General features: G+C 44.2%; 19 protein-coding genes and 1 tRNA gene. 10 read left to right on the forward strand and 10 right to left on the reverse strand.

All coding sequences use genetic code 11. The features are described 5' to 3' along the window. Window position 1: 1 nt before the first annotated feature. On the reverse strand, window positions 2-1,288 hold the full coding sequence (locus tag NIES1031_RS03245; protein WP_073548074.1) for a DUF389 domain-containing protein: 1,287 nt from the start codon (window positions 1,286-1,288) through the stop codon (window positions 2-4). Window positions 1,289-1,426: 138 nt separating this feature from the next. Between NIES1031_RS03245 and rimP the strand changes: the two genes are divergently transcribed. The 6 genes from rimP (at window position 1,427) to NIES1031_RS03275 (ending at window position 8,033) form a co-directional block, all read left to right on the forward strand. Continuing rightward, the gene (gene rimP / locus NIES1031_RS03250; protein WP_015187988.1) at window positions 1,427-1,888 is read left to right on the forward strand and encodes a ribosome maturation factor RimP; all 462 of its coding nucleotides are present in this window, start codon (window positions 1,427-1,429) and stop codon (window positions 1,886-1,888) included. Window positions 1,889-1,999: 111 nt separating this feature from the next. Next, on the forward strand, window positions 2,000-3,286 hold the full coding sequence (gene nusA, locus NIES1031_RS03255; RefSeq protein ID WP_015187989.1) for a transcription termination factor NusA: 1,287 nt from the start codon (window positions 2,000-2,002) through the stop codon (window positions 3,284-3,286). Between the two features lie 42 nt (window positions 3,287-3,328). After that, a complete protein-coding gene (locus tag NIES1031_RS03260) occupies window positions 3,329-3,637 on the forward strand; it encodes a YlxR family protein (RefSeq protein ID WP_073548075.1) in 309 nt (102 codons plus the stop codon). 480 nt (window positions 3,638-4,117) lie between these two features. Further along, window positions 4,118-7,144, forward strand: a complete 3,027-nt coding sequence (gene infB / locus NIES1031_RS03265; RefSeq protein ID WP_073548076.1) for a translation initiation factor IF-2 — start codon at window positions 4,118-4,120, stop codon at window positions 7,142-7,144. A gap of 76 nt (window positions 7,145-7,220) precedes the next feature. After that, window positions 7,221-7,823 carry a low-complexity tail membrane protein gene (locus NIES1031_RS03270; RefSeq protein ID WP_073548077.1) on the forward strand — a complete coding sequence of 201 codons (603 nt, stop codon included), beginning with the start codon at window positions 7,221-7,223 and terminating at the stop codon, window positions 7,821-7,823. Between the two features lie 6 nt (window positions 7,824-7,829). After that, window positions 7,830-8,033 carry a hypothetical protein gene (locus NIES1031_RS03275; RefSeq protein WP_073548078.1) on the forward strand — a complete coding sequence of 68 codons (204 nt, stop codon included), beginning with the start codon at window positions 7,830-7,832 and terminating at the stop codon, window positions 8,031-8,033. Between the two features lie 73 nt (window positions 8,034-8,106). Here NIES1031_RS03275 and NIES1031_RS03280 read toward each other — a convergent pair whose 3' ends face one another. Then, window positions 8,107-8,685: an alpha/beta hydrolase gene (locus tag NIES1031_RS03280; protein ID WP_073548079.1), complete on the reverse strand. Its 579-nt coding sequence runs from the start codon at window positions 8,683-8,685 to the stop codon at window positions 8,107-8,109. 575 nt (window positions 8,686-9,260) lie between these two features. Here NIES1031_RS03280 and NIES1031_RS03285 point away from each other — a divergent pair. Beyond that, entirely contained in the window at window positions 9,261-11,081 is a 1,821-nt protein-coding gene (locus tag NIES1031_RS03285; RefSeq protein ID WP_073548080.1) for a DUF1565 domain-containing protein, read from the forward strand. Window positions 11,082-11,387: 306 nt separating this feature from the next. Here NIES1031_RS03285 and NIES1031_RS03290 read toward each other — a convergent pair whose 3' ends face one another. Next, window positions 11,388-11,660: a DUF3493 domain-containing protein gene (locus NIES1031_RS03290; protein WP_073548120.1), complete on the reverse strand. Its 273-nt coding sequence runs from the start codon at window positions 11,658-11,660 to the stop codon at window positions 11,388-11,390. Between the two features lie 34 nt (window positions 11,661-11,694). Between NIES1031_RS03290 and NIES1031_RS03295 the strand changes: the two genes are divergently transcribed. Beyond that, window positions 11,695-11,766 (forward strand) — tRNA-Thr (locus NIES1031_RS03295). Window positions 11,767-12,136: 370 nt separating this feature from the next. Here the strand turns inward: NIES1031_RS03295 and NIES1031_RS03300 are convergent. Next, the gene (locus NIES1031_RS03300) at window positions 12,137-13,120 is read right to left on the reverse strand and encodes a YegS/Rv2252/BmrU family lipid kinase (protein ID WP_073548081.1); all 984 of its coding nucleotides are present in this window, start codon (window positions 13,118-13,120) and stop codon (window positions 12,137-12,139) included. A 205-nt stretch (window positions 13,121-13,325) separates the two neighbouring features. Between NIES1031_RS03300 and NIES1031_RS03305 the strand changes: the two genes are divergently transcribed. Beyond that, entirely contained in the window at window positions 13,326-13,583 is a 258-nt protein-coding gene (locus tag NIES1031_RS03305) for a CRR7 family NDH-1 assembly protein (protein ID WP_015187998.1), read from the forward strand. A 49-nt stretch (window positions 13,584-13,632) separates the two neighbouring features. Here the strand turns inward: NIES1031_RS03305 and NIES1031_RS03310 are convergent, their stop codons facing one another. The 3 genes from NIES1031_RS03310 to NIES1031_RS24700 all read right to left on the reverse strand — a co-directional run bounded on the left by NIES1031_RS03310 (window position 13,633) and on the right by NIES1031_RS24700 (window position 14,720). Continuing rightward, the gene (locus tag NIES1031_RS03310) at window positions 13,633-14,226 is read right to left on the reverse strand and encodes a DUF2854 domain-containing protein (protein WP_073548082.1); all 594 of its coding nucleotides are present in this window, start codon (window positions 14,224-14,226) and stop codon (window positions 13,633-13,635) included. 193 nt (window positions 14,227-14,419) lie between these two features. Beyond that, window positions 14,420-14,542 carry a hypothetical protein gene (locus NIES1031_RS25920; RefSeq protein ID WP_269085990.1) on the reverse strand — a complete coding sequence of 41 codons (123 nt, stop codon included), beginning with the start codon at window positions 14,540-14,542 and terminating at the stop codon, window positions 14,420-14,422. Further along, the gene (locus NIES1031_RS24700; protein ID WP_073548083.1) at window positions 14,535-14,720 is read right to left on the reverse strand and encodes a class I SAM-dependent methyltransferase; all 186 of its coding nucleotides are present in this window, start codon (window positions 14,718-14,720) and stop codon (window positions 14,535-14,537) included. The genes NIES1031_RS25920 and NIES1031_RS24700 overlap by 8 nt, the downstream gene beginning before the upstream one ends. 291 nt (window positions 14,721-15,011) lie before the next feature. Between NIES1031_RS24700 and NIES1031_RS03320 the strand changes: the two genes are divergently transcribed. Beyond that, complete coding sequence (locus NIES1031_RS03320; protein WP_015188002.1) at window positions 15,012-15,197, forward strand: hypothetical protein; 186 nt, start codon at window positions 15,012-15,014, stop codon at window positions 15,195-15,197. Between the two features lie 120 nt (window positions 15,198-15,317). On the opposite strand, the gene NIES1031_RS03325 is transcribed toward NIES1031_RS03320, so the two are convergent. From NIES1031_RS03325 to NIES1031_RS03335, 3 genes are all read right to left on the reverse strand, one after another. Further along, entirely contained in the window at window positions 15,318-15,719 is a 402-nt protein-coding gene (locus NIES1031_RS03325; protein WP_073548084.1) for a response regulator, read from the reverse strand. 438 nt (window positions 15,720-16,157) lie between these two features. Continuing rightward, window positions 16,158-18,326: a polyphosphate kinase 1 gene (gene ppk1 / locus NIES1031_RS03330; protein WP_073548085.1), complete on the reverse strand. Its 2,169-nt coding sequence runs from the start codon at window positions 18,324-18,326 to the stop codon at window positions 16,158-16,160. Window positions 18,327-18,645: 319 nt separating this feature from the next. Continuing rightward, a complete protein-coding gene (locus NIES1031_RS03335) occupies window positions 18,646-18,852 on the reverse strand; it encodes a hypothetical protein (RefSeq protein WP_073548086.1) in 207 nt (68 codons plus the stop codon). Window positions 18,853-18,956 lie beyond the last annotated feature (104 nt).

The following is an 18,956-nucleotide window of genomic DNA, read 5'->3' on the forward strand; positions in this document are numbered from 1 at the left end:
GCTAATTTTGAGTTTCTGGTGCTTCCAAAACATTAATACTAACTAGTGGTATCACATTAAAGTTTTGGTTTTGTAATGCTGTTTGAACTGCTTGCGTGAGGCGATCACGAATCTCTTCTGCGGATTCAGTTACCCCCGCAAGCCGCTGCACGTACATCACAATCAGCAGTGTATTTTGTTCAGGAATATTCGGCGTTGGAAACCGCACATTCGCCTCTACAAGTTCCACCAAGTCGCTATCTTCTACCACCTGCTGAATTGCTTGATTAGCACTTTGTTCGCGGCTACTACGTTGCAGATCGGGAGAAATGCTAAATTGCCAGATGAGTAACGCTAAAAGTGCCACAGAAGTTACGGCTAGTATCGCCGGAAACAGCGCTTTCTTACCCCGCTGATATCGCGCCCCTCTTGCTGTTAAACCATAACTCCGAAAGACCAGCGAAGCCGATAAGTTAATACCCACCAGTTGCAATAACAATAAAAATACGCCACTAACTGCTAAATCCCATCGCCCCATCACACCCGCCATGCCAATCAATCCCGCAGGTGGTGCGAGTGAAGCCGCCACAAGCATTCCCACTGCTGCACCAGAGACAAGGCTACTGCGTTCTGATTGCACGAGGTTAATCGCCCCCGCCGCCCCAGCAACGAGCGGTAAAAGTACGGCAACCGCCGATATCTTACTCGTATCGCTCATCGTGCTCGTCACGACTTCTTGCTGAAGCAGGAAACTGAGCGTCCCAGCGACAACAATTGTTACAGCGAGTGCAGCAAAGTAGCGTAATAAAGTGCGTTTGAGAAGATTCACATCACCGCGCGCTGTTGCGATCGCCACATTCATCGCGGGACCTGCAAACGGCGCAATCAACATCGCCGCTACGAGTAAATAACTTGTATTTGTGTATAAACCAATCCACACCACTACACCCGCTGCGGCAGCATATCCGAGAAAAGCTTTCCAAGAACCGACACTTTGCAAACCTGCCAAAAAGATTTCAATTGGGCTACGCGCCTTGACATCAGTCACCTGCTGCGGTGCTTGATCGGCAGGTGGATGCATCGCAATCACCCCACGCGGAATCAGCGTCACCTGTAAGTTTGGTAACGATTCCAAATCTCCTAAAAATTCTTCGACTTTCTGGTTAGAAATATGAACGATGACAAGATCAATCGGTTCGTTATTTCCTGTTGCTTCAACTCGTGCTGTATTTGTAGCATCATAAGCTTGAGCTATCGCTAAAACGTCCTTGCCATAACCATGTGGTACTTGAATTAAGAGTTGCCGCATGAATGTTGCCTACACCTTACTTTTATGATGCGATAAACTGAAATAAGAAACGAGCCTCAGATGAGTTCGTTCTAAAAACTTCTTGGAAAATATCATTTCGCAGGAAGTGGGTTGTTACCCACTTTTTTATTTTGGAAAATGACTCATCCCCTAATTCCACAAATCATTGAAATAGCAACACCAGTAGCAGAGGAACTCGGCTTGGAATTGGTCGGAGTAGTTTTTCACACTAACCAACGCCCTCCTGTACTGCGTGTGGATATACGCAATCCACAGCAAGATACTGGGTTAGATGATTGTGAGCGAATGAGTCGTGCGTTAGAAGCCCAAATGGATCAGGCAAGTATTGTTCCAGATGCTTATGTGTTGGAAGTTTCTAGCCCAGGAACTTCACGGCAATTAAGTACCGACCGAGAGTTTACTGCTTTTAAAGGGTTTGCGGTACTTGTTAGGAGTTCTCAACCGCATGAAGGTCAGCAGGAGTGGGTAGGACAACTCATTCGTCGCGATGAAACAGCAGTCTACTTAAACCAGAAAGGTCGAGTAGTTGCCATTCCGCGCGCGCTCATTACCAAAGTACAGCTAGATGATCGCCGTTAAACAGGAGCGAGGAGCGAGGAGCGAGTAGACAGAGGGACTATTGACTCGTAGTTTCTCCCAGCCCCCGACCCCTGACCTCTGACCCCTATTTTCTTTATTGAGGATTTTATTATGTCAATGGTAAGTTTGCCTGGACTGAAAGATTTAATTGAAAATATTAGTCGCGAGCGCAATTTACCGCGTGTTGCCGTACAAGCGGCGCTTCGCGAAGCACTACTAAAAGGTTACGAAAGATATCGTCGAGCGCAAAACCTCGATAAACAGCATTTTGACGAAGATTTCTTTGACAACTTTGAAGTTGAACTTGACGTAGAAGAAGAAGGCTTTCGCGTCCTCGCCACCAAAACCATCGTCGAAGAAATTAGCGATCCCGATCATCAAATTTCCTTACGCGAAGTTCAAGAAGTCGCAGAAGAAGCGCAACTTGGCAGCGAGGTTGTATTAGACGTGACGCCCGAACAAAAAGAATTTGGGCGCATGGCAGCAATGCAGACCAAGCAAGTACTTGCGCAAAAACTCCGCGACCAACAACGGCAAATGATTCAAGAGGAATTTCAAGACCTAGAAGGCACTGTCCTGCAAGCGCGGGTACTGCGCTTTGAACGACAATCGGTGATTATGGCAGTCAGTAGCGGTTTTGGTCAGCCCGAAGTCGAAGCCGAACTACCCAAACGCGAACAATTGCCTAACGATAACTACCGTGCAAATGCCACGTTCAAAGTTTACCTCAAAAAAGTTTCACAAGGTCAGCAACGCGGTCCCCAACTCGTTGTCTCGCGTGCGGATGCGGGCTTAGTAGTATATCTTTTTGCTAACGAAGTTCCAGAAATTGAAGATGAAGTCGTGCGCATTGTCGCAGTGGCACGCGAAGCAAACCCCCCGTCGCGCTATGTTGGTCCGCGCACGAAAATCGCCGTTGATACCTTAGAACGCGATGTCGATCCTGTAGGTGCGTGTATTGGCGCGCGCGGTTCGCGAATTCAAGTTGTTGTCAACGAACTGCGTGGCGAGAAAATTGATGTGATTCGTTGGTCGCCAGACCCCGCGACCTATATTGCAAACGCACTTAGCCCTGCCCGTGTCGATGAGGTGCGCTTGATGGACCCAGAATCGCGTCAAACGCACGTCCTTGTTGCCGAAGACCAACTCAGCTTAGCAATTGGTAAAGAAGGACAAAATGTCCGTTTAGCTGCACGCTTAACCGGTTGGAAAATCGATATCAAAGACCGCGCGAAGTACGACTACGCCGCAGAAGATGCTAAATTTGCCGCCGCTGCTGCCGAATATCAAGCGCAACAAGCTCAAATGGAAATGGATCAAGCAGAAGACGAAGATGAATTAGATGAACTAGACGAAGAATTTACAGAAACTATGGAAGTAAGCGATGCCCCAGCTTGAAATGTCCCTGAACCCTGACCTCTGACTCCTGACCCCTCATCCATGAAACCTAACTATCGACGCTGTATTAGTTGTCGTCGGGTCGCCTTGAAACATGAGTTCTGGCGAATTGTCCGCGTCTATCCTTCTGGGGAGTTACAATTAGATCAGGGTATGGGGCGTTCTGCATATCTTTGTCCGCAAGCCAGCTGTTTGCAAACAGCCCAGAAGAAAAATCTGTTGCGGCGATCGCTGCGGATATCTGTTCCCGAAGCCATCTACCAAGCCTTATGGCAACGTTTATCAACAAACCCATCTGTCAGTGAAACTCAAAAAATTGAAACTACACTACCGATCCCAAACAAAAAATAAGTGTCATTTCCAAATTTCGTTAGGACTCGCATCTTGGCAGCGAAATTGCTGAGAATTGATACTAACTCTTGTCAAACTGGGTTCGTGGCAGAATAGTAAAAACAGGAAACTCAATTTCATTTAATTCGGTGCAATAAACTACTAAAATCACACCATATTTTTTTACAGGTTGATGCAACATTAAATAAAGAAGCTACACAGATACAAAATTACTAGCTAGTACGGATGCGTACCCTCAAGAGAAAGGGTCCGCAAAAATTCCCTAAGGATAAAATTGCGGTAAAAGCGCATGGCATGTTTACATAACCGTCGCGATGACAGTAAAACACCTTTTTCATATAAAAACATCTCTCTTTACTTTGTTGGAGGCACGGGCAGCAACTTGAACGGCAACCAATAACACAGGACTCACAGGATGGAGATGCTAACAAAACTCAGGCAACCATCCGTATCAAACTGGTAGGTAAAGGGGAAGAGTGGATGAATAACGGCAAAGTAAGGATATACGATTTGTCAAAAGAATTGAATTTGGATAACAAAGAGCTACTAGCAATTTGTGACCAGCTTAATATTGCAGTCAAGAGTCACAGCAGCACCATCAGTGAAAATGAAGCAGAGCGAATTCGCGCTTTAGCTGAAAAGTATGTCGCCGAGCGTTCGTCGTCGCGGCGAGAATCAACCGTTACACACGCAAATCAAATTAACAAAACTAAACCTAGACCTAACTTGCCACCGAAGCAACAGATCTTGGAAATTCGTAAACCAAAGACTCCTCCTCGGCTTAACCAAAACCAGGCAGAGTCTCCAGTTGCCTCAAATTCTCAGCCGCAGGGATCGCCCGTTGCTCCACGTCCTTTCGCATCACCAGCGGCACCTACTAAGCCGATGACCCCACCGCCACGCCCTGTACGTGCGGCATCGGAAGAAGCTAAAGTAGAAGTAGAAGCACCAGACAGCGACAATCGCGACGAGTTAACAGCAAACTTCGTAGAAGTTCAAAAACCCAAAGAAGTTCCCCAAAAACAACTCGTCGAACCGCCAGCCAGACCAGTCGCACCAACAACACCACAACTCAATTTACCTGAGCGACCGATCCTTAAACGCGATCAAGCTCAACGTAATAGACCAGCAGCGTCAGAGACAAGGGCAGATAGTGGTTCAGAAAAACCCGCACGTCGTCCTGTAGGACAAAAACCAGAGCAACTAGCTGCCAAAGCAGAACCAGTACCAGAACTGCAAAGACCTAAGGTATCACGGTTCAACGAACCAGCCGTGATCGCCAATCGTCCAAAACTTGCAGGAGCAACGAGTACAGAAGTCGATGAGGAAGCGACACAACCAGCGACGCTTTTAGAAATCGAAGATCCCGAAAAACTCCTCAAACGACCCACACCACCCCGACCTCAAAAAGGTGGGAAAAAGTGGCAAGAAGAAGAAATCGATGAAGGACAGGATTCAGGGTCTAAAGCGGGTAAAGCAGGAGCAAAAACTAAGCGCATGAAACCCATCATCGACTTTGATGATGAAGAAGACCTTGATGATGCCGACCTCGATATCGAAGCTCCAATTAAGGTGAGCCTGTCGATCGCCCGACCACCTAGACAGAAAGCGGCGCGTCCTAGTGGTTCAGGGGTGACAGCAAGTCCTGTGGGAGCGGTGAAAAGTAAAAAAATGGCTCCAGCGCGCGAACAAAATCGTCGCCGCGAACCTGAACAAAAAGATGAACGTCCAGAGAAAATCGTCATTACAGGCACAATGACCGTTCAGGAACTAGCACAAGCGCTGGTTGTGCCAGATACCGAGATCGTGAAAATCCTATTCCTTAAAGGTATTGCGGTTAATATCACGCAAAACTTGGACATTCAGACGCTGACTATGGTGGCGAACGAATTAGGCGTGGAAGTTGAAACCGCCGAACCCGAAGCCGAAGCCCGTAAAGTCACCGAAATGTTGGATGTAGAAGATCTGGAAAATCTCCAGCGTCGCCCACCAGTCGTAACGATCATGGGTCACGTAGACCACGGTAAGACGACATTACTTGACTCAATTCGTAAAACCAAAGTCGCGCAAGGAGAAGCAGGCGGCATTACCCAACATATTGGCGCGTACCACGTTGATGTGGAACACAACGGGCAAATGCAGCAAGTCGTATTCCTCGATACCCCTGGTCACGAAGCATTTACCGCAATGCGTGCCCGTGGAGCAAGGGTGACAGACATTGCCATTCTGGTCGTTGCTGCGGATGACGGCGTACGCCCACAAACAATTGAAGCGATCAGCCACGCACAAGCAGCAGAAGTTCCCATCATTGTTGCGATTAACAAGATTGACAAAGAGGGCGCACAACCCGATCGCGTCAAACAAGAACTGACACAATACGGGCTAACTCCAGAAGAATGGGGCGGCGAAACAATTATGGTGCCAGTCAGCGCGATCAAAGGAGAAAACCTAGATACACTCTTAGAGATGATTCTCCTTGTTGCCGAAGTTGAAGAACTCTCGGCAAACCCAGACCGTCTTGCTAGAGGTACAGTTATTGAAGCACATCTTGACAAAGCCAAAGGACCTGTTGCGACTTTGTTAGTCCAAAACGGAACCTTACATGTAGGCGATGTCTTAGTAGCTGGCTCGGCGTTTGGTAAAGTGCGGGCAATGGTAGATGATCGCGGACGCCGTGTCGAAATTGCTTCGCCTTCGTTTGCAGTAGAGGTCTTAGGTTTAAGCGATGTACCAGCAGCAGGCGACGAATTTGCCGTCTTCTCACAAGAGAAAGAAGCACGCGCGATCGCCGAGGAACGCGCCAACAAGCAACGGCAATCGCGCTTAATGCAAGGACGTGCTACCCTCACCAGCGCTTCCGCACAAGCACAAGAAGGCGAGTTGAAAGAACTCAATTTGATCCTCAAAGCCGACGTTCAAGGCTCAGTCGAGGCGATCATTGGTGCGCTTAAGCAACTTCCGCAAAACGAAGTACAAATCCGCTTGTTGTTAGCAGCGCCAGGCGAAGTTACCGAAACTGACATCGACTTGGCAGCGGCAAGTAACGCGGTAATCATTGGCTTCAACACAACGCTTGCTAGCGGCGCTCGACAAGCCGCTGATGAAGCCGGTGTAGACGTCCGCGAATACAATATCATCTACAAACTGCTAGAAGATATTGAAGGCGCGTTAGAAGGTCTATTAGAGCCAGAACTCGTTGAGGAATCCCTCGGTCAAGCCGAAGTACGCGCGGTCTTCCCTGTTGGGCGTGGCGCTGTTGCTGGTTGCTACGTTCTATCCGGTAAGCTGATTCGTAACTGCAAAGTGCGAGTACGGCGCGGTAGTAAGATTGTCTACGAAGGCTCGCTTGACTCGTTGAAACGGATGAAAGAAGATGTGCGCGAAGTTAATGCCGGATACGAGTGCGGTATCGGTGTCGATCGATTCAACGACTGGGCTGAAGGTGATATCATCGAAGCCTTCCAGATGGTAACGAAGCGCCGTACCTTAGGAGGCGCTAGAAATTAGAAGGCTAAGGGCTAGGGATACTCATTGTCTGTAGCCCCTCATTCTTCTTGATTTTTGATACTGCACTACCTACTCTATGTCTTTTCGGTCAGAACCCCTGTTGTGGATTCACCTTTCGGGGTTAGCCGTCGTCCCAATATGCTTAGATGTATGTTTATTAGGGTTGGCGGTAGGAGATCCTGTTTTACCTATCTGGTCAGAATTAGCGCTTGTCGCTAATATGGGAGTTGTCCCAGTCGTGTGGATGCAGTTGCAACGTCCGTTTTATATTTTTGCGCTTTTGGCGATCACACTCAAACACGAAAAATTAACGACGCAACAACGCCAAATTTTAAGTTTAATCAACACTCGCATCAACAAAGTACTAACTGTTTTAGCTGGAGTATTATTGGTTACAATACTGTGGCAGTTGTACCAAACTGCACCAGTTGTAACCTTGACTTTATTTCCGCGCGAATGGCGGATTTTGGGACTATTGCTAGCTGGCTGTAGTTTTACCTTCGCGAACTTATTTTTTCAAATTCCTGTAAGTGTGATGCGAGTGCTTGTTACCAGTGATGCAGAATTTGCCACGATAAAACCTTATCCTCAAGACAAGATAGCACCAGATTTTACAATTTTAGGTTTGCAGGTGAATCAACTTTTACCAAAGTTAGTAGACACTCACACAGAAAACTGAGGAAATATGGCTATTATCCCTGGTTCTCGCCCTTACCAATCGGATCAACACCAAATTTGGGATCATCTCAAACAAGCGATCGCCACGACTTCTGGATTTCGCCGTTGGCAACTCGATCGCTCGTCACAAGATACCCAAGTTCAAGATCTCAGTTTAGACCATCAAGTAAAACTTTATTTGCGCGAAACTTTAGAAACTCTAGCGTATTGAAGTGCGCAAGGGAAGCATGAAAAGCATAACTCCCTTGCTACTGAATTATACCAAATTGTAAAGTGAAACGAGATTAGCTGACTCGATTGAGCAAGTCTCGGACGCGTGCGCCACGATTAAGGATATCTTGAATGTTTCCGCTTAAGCGACGCAACTGACGATAAGCAACTTCTAAACGATCGCCATCTACTTGTACTTCCCTGGTGGGATAGTTTTGCAGCACTTCAATCAGTGAAACTTGTCCATCACGGGCGGAAAGGACTAAAGCAGCACGTAATGCTTGTCTATCGGCGCGGCGTGAAGGTGTATGGATGACTTGGCTGATTTCGTCGAGTAAAGCATTGCCTACAGGGCTATTTAACAAGCGATCCAAGAAAACAGGATTGACTCTCACCGGTTCAGTTAAATAACGGCGTACAGTTGCCGGATCTTGTCCTGCTCTAGCAAGATTAGAACGTAGCGATCGCGAAAGTTCTCCAGTTTCCGCAAATTGAGCGAGTTCAGCAACCGAAAGCGATTGGCGAAAAATTCGATATCTTAAGACTATGCGCTCAGCTGCGTTAGCTACAGGCATTTCAAAAATGCCATTACTACTCAAAAAAACACTACTTGCTACCAATGCAGTAGCAAGATGTAAAAATCTTAAACGCATTTTGTGTGTGATTTTAAATCGTTCTTTTAAGCTATTTGACGAAGAATTGATTCAGTAAGTTGCAGTATCCACAGTCCAATAAGCAATCTCTGTCTTTAGAGATAACGGACTTAATTTCAAACAACGAGTTAATTCGACTTTTATATAAATGCTACTTAAAATTAATTGACATCTTTTTATACCACCTAATTTAAGGAAATTTGCTGATAGTATTTTCATTATTTATGACTTTTACTTGCTTCGCGCTCTTCTTCACTACCAAGGTTGTTGCGGTCGTGTCTTAGCGCTCCTGCGTAAGTCATATTTTTTGACAAAAAACTTAGGGAACATGGCTACAAATGTATTTGTCTTCCGCTATAGTTTTGCATGGGTTTTAAAACTTTTCAGTCAATAGCGTATTTGGTCAAATACTCATAAACTGATGTCGTTAACCATGCCGGACAAAAGAGGCAAAGTGAGTCAGCCCTCAAAGCAGGCTGTGAAGAAACACCAGCATAACGCACGTGTTCTTCGTCAATGAATTTTTGCGTTTGTACGCCGCCTTACGTTAGTTCAAGACACGAGATGCACACAGTATGACAAACCACGATTCAAATAATCGCAAATCAAATATTTTTAGAGTTATTTCTAGTAAAGGTCGTGCGCCACAATCCTTAGGTGCAGGATTGAGTGCTTTATTTTTGGTTGCTACAGGTACAACTTTAGGCAATAGCGCGATCGCCTCCTCTAAAAAGCTTGCCCAATTCGTTGTTCCCACAACCAACGATCCTACGCCCACACCAACTCTCACTCCATCACCATCACCAACACCTAGCCCGACTCCAACTTCATTACCTTCGCCTTTACCAACACCTAGCCCATTACCATCACCATCACCAACCTTATCTCCAACTCAAACTACTCCGACGACTCCAAGTACAAATCAAGTTCCTGCAACGACAACAGTTATTTACGTTAATCCCCAAACAGGAACCGATAGTGCTGGTGCGGGAAGTACCGCCGCTGCTCCTTTCAAAACTATTACCTACGCACTTAGCCAAGCACAACCAGGTACAGCGATTCAGTTAGCTCCTGGGACTTATAGCAGTGAAACAGGAGAAGTTTTTCCACTTACCATTAAACAAGGTGTGACATTACGCGGCGATGAAGCTAGCAAAGGACAATCGATTGTCATTACAGGTGGTGGACAATACATCAGTCCTACGTTCGCGCGGCAAAATGTTACAGTACGCGCTGAAAATAATAGCGCGGTTAGCGGGGTGACGATTACCAACCCAAATACACGTGGAACCGCACTGTGGATTGAATCTGCAAATCCTATCATTACGAACAATACATTTATCGAAAGTAACCGTGACGGTGTTTTTGTAACTGGCAATGCTAATCCTAAAATTGAGGGTAATGTCTTTAGCAAAAACGGCGGTAATGGCATTTCAGTAGCACGTTCTGCCCAAGGTGAAATTCGCAACAATACGTTCCAAGATACAGGCTTTGGGTTGGCGATCGGTGGTGCTTCCTCACCGCTGGTTGCAGAAAACCAAATCAAAGAAAACCAAGACGGGATTTACATTTCTGAATCGGCACGTCCTATTTTACGTAGTAACGTGATCGAGAACAATAAACGCGATGGTGTTGTCGCAACAATCAATGCCCAACCGGATCTCGGTACAGCAGAAAGTGCAGGAAATAACATTATCCGTAGTAACGAGCGCTACGATGTTTACAATGCAACTCGTGGCAATGCTTTACTTGCTGTCGGTAATACGATTGACGCTAAGCGTACCTCAGGTAAAGTCAATCTTGTCGCACCACAATTTGCTTTTAGTGATGTCCAAGGATTGTGGGCGCAACCGTACATTGCTGCTTTGGCATCGCGCGAGATTATCGCTGGATTTCCTGATGGCACGTTTAAGCCTAATGAACCAGTGACGCGCGCGCAATTCGCAGCTATTGTCAGCAAAGCGTTTACCCCAACACCGCAACGTGAGGCACAAGATTTTAACGACGTCAGCCGCAATTTCTGGGGATATCAAGCAATTCAAACTGCTTATCGCGGTGGCTTTGTTGCGGGTTATCCTGGTGGTGCGTTTCAACCGCAGCAGCAAATTCCCCGCGTTCAAGTATTAGTTTCTTTAGCAAATGGCTTGAATTTGCGTGCTGATAATCCAAATGTTCTTTCTACTTATGCTGATGCTTCGCAAATTCCAGGTTATGCTACCGATGCAGTTGCTGCTGCAACTCAAAGGCAACTTGTTGTCAACTACCCAACGCCAAATCAACTAAATCCTAATCGCCCTGCTACGCGTGCTGAAGTCGCGGCGTTTGTTTATCAAGCCCTCGTCAATTCTGGACGCGCCCAAGCGATCGCCTCCCCATATTTAGTAAGAGTCCCTTAACCTCAATTTAAAAGCGCCAGGCTGTTGTTACAGTTCTGGCGCTACAAACATTGAGTTTTTATTTGCTTTAGGGTCTTTATATTATGATGACCCTACTTATTTATTTGCTTTTATATTCAGGGTCTTTAAATTGGCTGACCCCGTTTGAACCTATATATATGATGTCAGAAACAATATGAGATCTTGCGTTTCCTAATTATTTCTTTATTTTTTCTACTATTGTGTGTTTTTGATTAAATCTATTTAAACTTTTATTAAAAGCTCACACTATCAATAAATATTGCGTTAGCATCAGCAGCTTAATTTTCAAAGCGATTCGCGATCCCAGCGAAACAGAAAGACCATCAAGGCTATTACTCCAAGTTGAAGTGCGAAATTAGGTAAAGCTGTCTCTACATCACGTCCAGCTGCTAGTTGGGCGAGAAAAACTAATGCTCCGATAAAACCAGAGGCACCAAAACTAATATAAATAAATTTGCGCAAACCTCGATAAGGAGCCGCAGCCTCAGCTTTTAAACGCGCGTATTGCTCAGGTGTAAAACGTTTATTGCTGCGATTTTTGGAAGTTGGTTTTACCATAGAAAAGAAAGCTGCTACAATCATATACTGCCATGCCGATGTAGCTCAGTGGTAGAGCAATCGATTCGTAATCGATCGGTCGCGAGTTCAAATCTCGCCATCGGCTTTATTTGATCATAGCCGTAAAATAGGGAAGCTCAGAGTAAAAGCCTTATGAATTAATGCATAGAAACTTCCTTACGACACAATAAATCATGAGTCGTATTGCTTGACTTCATTTTTTGAATATTTGTTTGACTATGATTTGATTATGAATGTAGTTTAGAGCTATCGATATTTATAGTCAGAAAATTGCTTATCAGGTTGATGGCAAGATATCACGCGGGAAGTAATAAGGATACAGTTATAAAATAAAAACTGAAACAAACACAAAGCGCAATCGCCGCAAATTAAATTCAGTACAAATGCTATCTGCGATCAGTAAAAGGTCACGATCGCGAAATTTGAACTCGCGATCGGCTTGTAGTCACTTGCGCTTATTCTTCAAACCCAGAAGTAGATTTAGACTCGACTTTTAAGCCTGGTAGTCCTTCAAGTTTTTCTATAGGAGAGGCTGGAGCGGATTCTTGTGGAACAAAAATGGTTAATCCTCCTGGTACACACTCAACATCAATTGGAGTGTCACCGATCAGTTCGCCATCTAACACGACTCTTTGGGATGGATTTGTGCGGATAATAACCCGTTTGGCACGGAGATAACCGATATCCTCGCGCTGTACCGCATTTTCGTTCAACGCGGTTTGAAGTAAGTGATAAGAAGCCGCGATCGCACCTGCACGCGATACGGGTGCAATCACTGTCACATCGAGTAGCCCGTCGTCAAATACAACTCCGGCAGGTCCTTGTGCCAAAATTGAAGTTGGGGGAGCAGCATTCGCAACTGTTACCGCCACCGCAGTTACTGTAATAATTTTATCTTCAGTTTCTATTTCGGCTTCAAAACTCTCCATTTCGCGTAATTCTTGAAGTCCCGCCATCACATAAGCCAACATCCCAAAGCGATTTTTGGCTTCGCGATCGGCGCGTTTGACAGTTTCAGCTTCAAAACCTACTCCTGCTAACAAAACCATTGGTAAATTATTACATCGTGCCGCATCGACAACACGTGTTGCACCGCCCAAAATTGTTTGACAAGCTGCTTCAATTGTGTTGGGTAGCTCTAAAGCAGCCGCAAAAGCGTTGGCTGTACCGCGAGAAATGATACCTAGAGGAATGTCTGTACCGACTAATGCCGCCGCCGCTGTAGATAGCGTGCCATCACCACCAGAAGCAATGATTTTCGTTGCACCTTGAGCGATCGCCTCTTTAGCTATCTCGTCTGCACCCTTTTCCTCACTAGTAAACCGAATATCTAGATTAATTTCCGCTTCTAGGATTTCGCGAATTTGAGCTAAATCTTGCTCAGGATCGCTTTGACCTGCAACCGGATTAAAGATCAAACAAGCATCAGTTCGGCTCATACAAATCTAGTTTTCAATCACGATAGTGAACGCGCTTTCTAGACCAAAAAGTGCTTTACTTTACTGCTGTTATTTCTTACGAAGCGCAACATTACCAAAGTAAAAGACGGTTTACAATCTAGAAAGCTTAAGCTTTAAATCTTAGCAAGAATATAACACTTGCTTTTTTAAAGCTGACACTACCTAAAGTTACACAAACCTAAAAATGCCAGACCCTATGATGTACCAGCAAGACACTTTTGTTGTGCTGGAACCAAACCAACCTGAACAGTTTTTAACGGCAGCCGAACTACTAGAAAAGCTGCAAGTCATTCTCACCCAACGCCAAGAAAATTTACCACGCGAGTTAGAGCGCTTTACTTCAATTCAAGCGCAAGCTCAATATTTAATTGATACGAGTTGTGAATTCGATTTAGGTCCAGGAGAGTATTTACAGTGGTATGCAGTACGCCTAGAAAAGTAGTAGTGAGCAATCCTTACCATCGTGAAAGACATTTATTGCTGTGTTTGTTTCAACTTGCTTTAACACCTGAATTTTCTGGCAAAGTTGTACTACTTACTGCTTGAGACTTAATTAAAGCTAACTCAATTTTTTCTGCTTCTGGTTGGGTAATTTCCACGCGGATGTCAGGACCAAAAAAACTTTCCATTTTTTGCTGTTTATCTTGCCAAATTTGCAAAGGAATCAGCGGCGAGTCAAATTCTAAAATTAAAGCATAAGCACCTGCAATTTCAGTTTCGCGTAAACCCGTAATCACTGGTCTTTCTTCATCTGTGGGGCTTAAACCTAAAAATGACAGCGCTGTATCTAAGTGTGCTTCTTGACCGTAACGATAGCGAGTCACATCTTGACGAATTTGATTTTGTGTCGCTGTTGCTTGAGTCTTACGCAGTGTGAGTAACTCTGGTGTTGTCGGTTGGCTGAATGGCACTGGTACGAGTTCCGCAGCTTTCAGCGCTAATCCTCCGAGTAATAAAGGAATTCCGTAGAAAAATCCCACTAAATTTAGCGTCGGGTTGCCGTTGAAATAGGCAGTAAATCCCACAATGGTTAATATTCCACCGAGAACTAAACCTAGTGTTCCTAAAGATGTTTGACGTAACATGATACTTTGTAGGTAATGGCAATAACTCTAAGCTTTATTATCAACTGCTTTTGATGCATAGATACTCAGCATAGGTTGGTGTATTTTAACTTGCTTCTACAATCTCAAACCCTGCTTTGGTCAACATCCCCTCCATAATCCACGTATACGTTCTCTGTTCCTCGCGCACGTGCATCTCAAAATCTTTGGCTGTTCAGCCTTCACTTTCAGGTTTGGCAACTCGTTGAATCCATTCATTAATCGATGTTTCATACTCGGCGGGTGGAAATGAGAAAATGCCATCTCGCAAGTAGAAGATACCTTTCTGTTTAAGCATGGCAGCAATTCTGAAGTAAAGCCGCCATTTTCCAAAAATTAGGCAAGATGTGAAGGGCATTTTTTGTGATAACAAAATCAAGCTGATCTTGATGTTGGTAACTCAAAAATCCGGCTTGATGAAATTCGATTTTTGTCACCCCGGTTTTTTGCGCTTTATTTTGAGCATAGCTGAGCATCGATTGTGAAATATCTATAGCATAAACAAAAGATGTCAGCGCTTTTTCGGCATTTTCTCTTGGAATTGGGACTTTTCGGCTAGGAAGAGCGTGACTTCAGGTTCAGCCCAAATTGGGGCTAGCGCATCGTGAAATCATCAAGCTGTAATGTATACTTGGCAGGGTTAGTCATCATGACATCACTTGCAAAAGATTAACTATGCTTTTTACAATAAATATGATTTGTAGGATAGGCTCAGATGCGATCGCTTTGACTACAATAGGGGCAGAGTCAAGAATTACTACAGCAACATGAACCCAGAAACCTTACGCGAACGAGTCGCTAAAGTTGTGAGTAAACGTGAAACGCTTTTGCGATTGTTAGAACAACCTAACTTAGGGATTTTAAGAACAGATGTTAATCAGGCGTTGGAAGAAATGGACGACTTAATCGATGAGTTTCGTCGGACTTTTCCCAACGAAGCGCAGTCTTTTTAAGTTAAAATTAAAATATTGAATTTTCAATACCAAAAAGCGCCAAAATAGAACTGACTACTAGGTTGATTGGCGCTTGGTCAAGTCGCTTGTGTTGCCCTTAGCTGCTAGATAAATTTTCTACTATTTAATATTACGATTGCCGATCTCGCGTACCAAAGCAATTAATTCTGGAGTAGAGGTATCTTTTCGGCAAAAAGCATCCATATTGTTAAGTTGGTTGCTTTCGCGTAGTTTTGGTTCCTCTAAAGATGAGTACGCAATAATTTGAGTACCTGGAGCAATATCTTTAATTTGGTTAGAAGCACTCAAGCCATCCATGACTGGCATTTGCAAGTCAAGAATGATTACGTCAGGATGATGGCGTTGTACCATTTCCACCGCCTCTAAGCCATTGCTTGCTAAACCAACTAACTCAATATTTTCTTGATTCGCTAATGCTAACTTGAGACTAAAGCGGGTTAGCTCGTGGTCATCAGCTATTAAAACGCGTAAGGTACTAGACTGACAAGACAAGGGTAACATCCAATAATAATGAGTAGCGATTTGTTAAATGTTTAGTTTAGTTTATGACATAGTTAACGCTACTTCACTCTATCTGCTGGGTGAATCGTCTTGCAGCAGTGATTACAAATATTGCAGTTGTTAATTAGTAAAATTTATTGAGGTAAAGTTTGGTAAAGAAAGATCTAATATTAAGTCCGGTTGATGAGTAATGATAAAAATGGTTGCTAGTGACTAGTAATTCGCCACAAAGATAAGGTTAGTTAACCGAAGATGATATAAGACGACAGAAGTTTCAGACTTGATGAAAGAGAACTCACCCCCCAACCCCTAAGTTTGGGGAACTTTAAAAAGCTTAATTTTTACTAGGATTGAGGAGCAATAGCTCTGAGTGGGGTTTATCGTGTTGTCGCAACTGGCGTGGACAGAAGAGGGCTAGTCAATGTTTGTACAACCGTTCTATTCTTTTGTTAATCCTGCATCAAGTGCCAGTTGCATTAAGATATTTTGGGAGCTTGCTTCTAGGCTATCTTCTGTTGGTTTTCTTTGAATGTAACTGCCATCTGGTTGCAAATCCCAAGCTTGACGGTTATCTGCCAGCAAAATTCCTAAGATTTCCTGAAGATCTTTCGCAATTTTTGGATCAGCCACTGGGGTAATTGCTTCAACGCGGCGATCTAGGTTGCGTGGCATCCAATCAGCACTGCCAATAAAAATTTCTTCTTGACCATTGTTGTCAAAGTAAAAGATGCGCGAGTGTTCTAAAAAGCGTCCCACAATACTGATTACGCGGATATTTTCACTAATATCTTTGAGTCCAGGACGCAAGCAGCATATACCACGAATAATTAAATCAATTTGCACTCCTGCTTGTGATGCTTCATAAAGCGTGGCAATAATTTGCGGGTCTACTAGCGAATTCATCTTAGCAACGATGCGACCAGTTGCGCCGTTGTGACAGTGTTCAATTTCACGACGAATCAAAGCAAGAAAGCGATCGCGCATATTTACAGGTGCAACTAGCAGCTGACGATAAGACTTTTGGCGCGAGTATCCTGTCAAGTAGTTAAATAAGTCGGTTAAGTCTGCGCCTAGTTCTTCACGACAGCTAAACAGTCCCAAATCAGTGTAGAGGCGTGCAGTTTTAGGGTTATAGTTACCTGTACCAATGTGAACATAACGATGGATGCGATCGCCCTCGCGACGTACAACCATGACGATCTTTGAGTGCGTTTTTAAGCCTGTGACACCGTAAACAACATGAACCCCTACACGTTCCAAGCGCCGCGCCCAATAAATATTATTTTCCTCATCGAAACGCGCTTTGAGTTCGACTAAAACCGCGACTTGCTTGCCGTTTTCGGCAGCTGCGATGAGTGCATTAACAATTGGTGAATCTCCAGAGGTTCGGTAAAGTGTCATCTTGATTGCTAGCACAGCTGGGTCATAGGCAGCTTGCGTAATAAACCGCAGTACGGTAGCAGAAAAAGATTCATACGGATGGTGTACTAATAAATCTCCTTCCTTAATTACCGAAAAAAAATCTTTACCTTCCTCAGATTCCTGAAGGTCTGGATTAAGTGTAGGAACACTGATTCCTTGCACGCGGGGCGGAATAACTGATTTCCAAGGTGGGTCTTTGAGTTCAGGTAAGGGTAATGCCATAAACGACATGAGATCGCCTAAACCTAGTAACCCTTGAATTTCATAAACGTCCGTTTCTTCTAAATCCAACTCTTGTAGTAGCTTTAATCTAACAGGTTCTGGAATATGCGATTCAATTTCTAGCCTGACGGTCGAACCACCAACACGCCGCTTACGCAATTCTTGTTCGATTGCTTGCAGCAAGTCATCCGCTTCATCTTCTTCAAGTTCCAAATCAGAATCGCGGGTGATGCGAAATAGGTAATATTCCTGAATATTCATTCCAGGAAACAGCGACTCTAAATTATGTGCTAGTACTTGTTCTAAAAGAACTCCAGTCCAATGCACAGGCTGTCCTTGTGCCTGTACTCCTAATTCTGGGGGTAGTGCTAAAAAGCGGGGTAATGCCTTAGGAACTTTAACTCTCGCAAAGAACTCAGCTTCAGTATCTGGATTTTTAACAACAACTGCGAGATTAAGGCTGAGATTGGAAATATAAGGAAATGGATGGCTAGGATCAATTGCTAGTGGAGTAAGAACAGGAAAAATTTGCTCCTCAAAGTAGTCTTGTAGATAAGTCCGCTGTTCTTGATTTAAATCAATATAATCGAGAATATGAATTCCTGCTTGCGCCAGCGCTGGGCGAATGACTTGCTCAAAGTGCTGGTGTTGTTGAGCAACTAGTGGGCGTAGTCGTTGACTAATTGCGTCAAGTTGTTCTTGCGGTGTTCGACCATCAGGGGTTAACTGCGTCACTTTCGCGGCAACTTGCTCTTTTAAAGCGGCGATGCGTACCATGAAAAATTCATCTAAATTGGAACTAAAAATCGCCAAAAATTTGAGTCGCTCTAACAACGGCGTACGCGGATCGCAAGCTTCGTGTAATACTCGATGATTGAACTCCAACCAGCTTAGCTCGCGATTAAAGTAGTATTGGGGATCTTTAAGATTAATTTCAGTCGCGGTTTTTTTTGTTCTGGGCATATAGGTTAAGTGACTGCCAGGAAAACTTTAACTAGGGAATTAATACTATTTTGGATGTTAAATTTTATATTTTGATTAAGTCCGTAAGTATAATTAAAAATCTTACGCTCCAAGGTTGCGGACTTAGAAATACAGGAAGTAGTCAGGACACTTTACCCATTATGGAAGGCAAAGCAATACTCTTTAAGGATGAGGATTAATGTGTAGCTTAGACTAATTGATTTGGAATAGAAAATTAGAGTTCTCAGCCAAACGTCATTACCTGTTGGACTATGGCATTGCGACTGCCAACATTTCGTTCATAGTTTTTGATATTGCACTAAAATACTTCATTCTCTATTCCCTGCCACCATTCTCCCAAATTCATTAAATCTTGGTGGATGTCTGTCAATTCTTGCGCATATTCTTCCGGCGAAGTTATGGCGCGACGTTCTTGAAGTTTCTTTAAGCGTAGCTGTACTAACAGCCAAGGTTTGGAAATACTATCTGTCGCTTCCAAGTATTGCGCTAAATCTTTACTATCCATCAACCAGCACCAGTGAGGGTTAGTCTTATAGTACAGAAAAACAGACAGCCACGACGAAATCGTGACTGCCTTGAATCAAACTAATGACGCTAATTACATCGATG

The organism is Chroogloeocystis siderophila 5.2 s.c.1, from assembly GCF_001904655.1.
In the GTDB taxonomy this organism is placed as follows: domain Bacteria; phylum Cyanobacteriota; class Cyanobacteriia; order Cyanobacteriales; family Chroococcidiopsidaceae; genus Chroogloeocystis; species Chroogloeocystis siderophila.

Excerpts from the sequence above, each read along its gene's own strand:
- NIES1031_RS03280 (WP_073548079.1), bottom strand. The coding sequence starts at position 8,685 with ATGCGTTTAAGATTTTTACATCTTGCTACTGCATTGGTAGCAAGTAGT.
- NIES1031_RS24700 (WP_073548083.1), bottom strand. The coding sequence starts at position 14,720 with ATGCTCAGCTATGCTCAAAATAAAGCGCAAAAAACCGGGGTGACAAAA.
- NIES1031_RS03270 (WP_073548077.1), top strand. The coding sequence starts at position 7,221 with ATGTCTTTTCGGTCAGAACCCCTGTTGTGGATTCACCTTTCGGGGTTA.
- NIES1031_RS03275 (WP_073548078.1), top strand. The coding sequence starts at position 7,830 with ATGGCTATTATCCCTGGTTCTCGCCCTTACCAATCGGATCAACACCAA.
- NIES1031_RS03300 (WP_073548081.1), bottom strand. The coding sequence starts at position 13,120 with ATGAGCCGAACTGATGCTTGTTTGATCTTTAATCCGGTTGCAGGTCAA.
- rimP (WP_015187988.1), top strand. The coding sequence starts at position 1,427 with ATGACTCATCCCCTAATTCCACAAATCATTGAAATAGCAACACCAGTA.
- NIES1031_RS25920 (WP_269085990.1), bottom strand. The coding sequence starts at position 14,542 with ATGCTTAAACAGAAAGGTATCTTCTACTTGCGAGATGGCATTTTCTCA.
- NIES1031_RS03310 (WP_073548082.1), bottom strand. The coding sequence starts at position 14,226 with ATGTTACGTCAAACATCTTTAGGAACACTAGGTTTAGTTCTCGGTGGA.
- NIES1031_RS03245 (WP_073548074.1), bottom strand. The coding sequence starts at position 1,288 with ATGCGGCAACTCTTAATTCAAGTACCACATGGTTATGGCAAGGACGTT.
- nusA (WP_015187989.1), top strand. The coding sequence starts at position 2,000 with ATGTCAATGGTAAGTTTGCCTGGACTGAAAGATTTAATTGAAAATATT.
- NIES1031_RS03260 (WP_073548075.1), top strand. The coding sequence starts at position 3,329 with ATGAAACCTAACTATCGACGCTGTATTAGTTGTCGTCGGGTCGCCTTG.
- NIES1031_RS03335 (WP_073548086.1), bottom strand. The coding sequence starts at position 18,852 with ATGGATAGTAAAGATTTAGCGCAATACTTGGAAGCGACAGATAGTATT.
- NIES1031_RS03325 (WP_073548084.1), bottom strand. The coding sequence starts at position 15,719 with ATGTTACCCTTGTCTTGTCAGTCTAGTACCTTACGCGTTTTAATAGCT.
- NIES1031_RS03290 (WP_073548120.1), bottom strand. The coding sequence starts at position 11,660 with ATGGTAAAACCAACTTCCAAAAATCGCAGCAATAAACGTTTTACACCT.
- infB (WP_073548076.1), top strand. The coding sequence starts at position 4,118 with ATGAATAACGGCAAAGTAAGGATATACGATTTGTCAAAAGAATTGAAT.
- NIES1031_RS03285 (WP_073548080.1), top strand. The coding sequence starts at position 9,261 with ATGACAAACCACGATTCAAATAATCGCAAATCAAATATTTTTAGAGTT.
- NIES1031_RS03305 (WP_015187998.1), top strand. The coding sequence starts at position 13,326 with ATGCCAGACCCTATGATGTACCAGCAAGACACTTTTGTTGTGCTGGAA.
- ppk1 (WP_073548085.1), bottom strand. The coding sequence starts at position 18,326 with ATGCCCAGAACAAAAAAAACCGCGACTGAAATTAATCTTAAAGATCCC.
- NIES1031_RS03320 (WP_015188002.1), top strand. The coding sequence starts at position 15,012 with ATGAACCCAGAAACCTTACGCGAACGAGTCGCTAAAGTTGTGAGTAAA.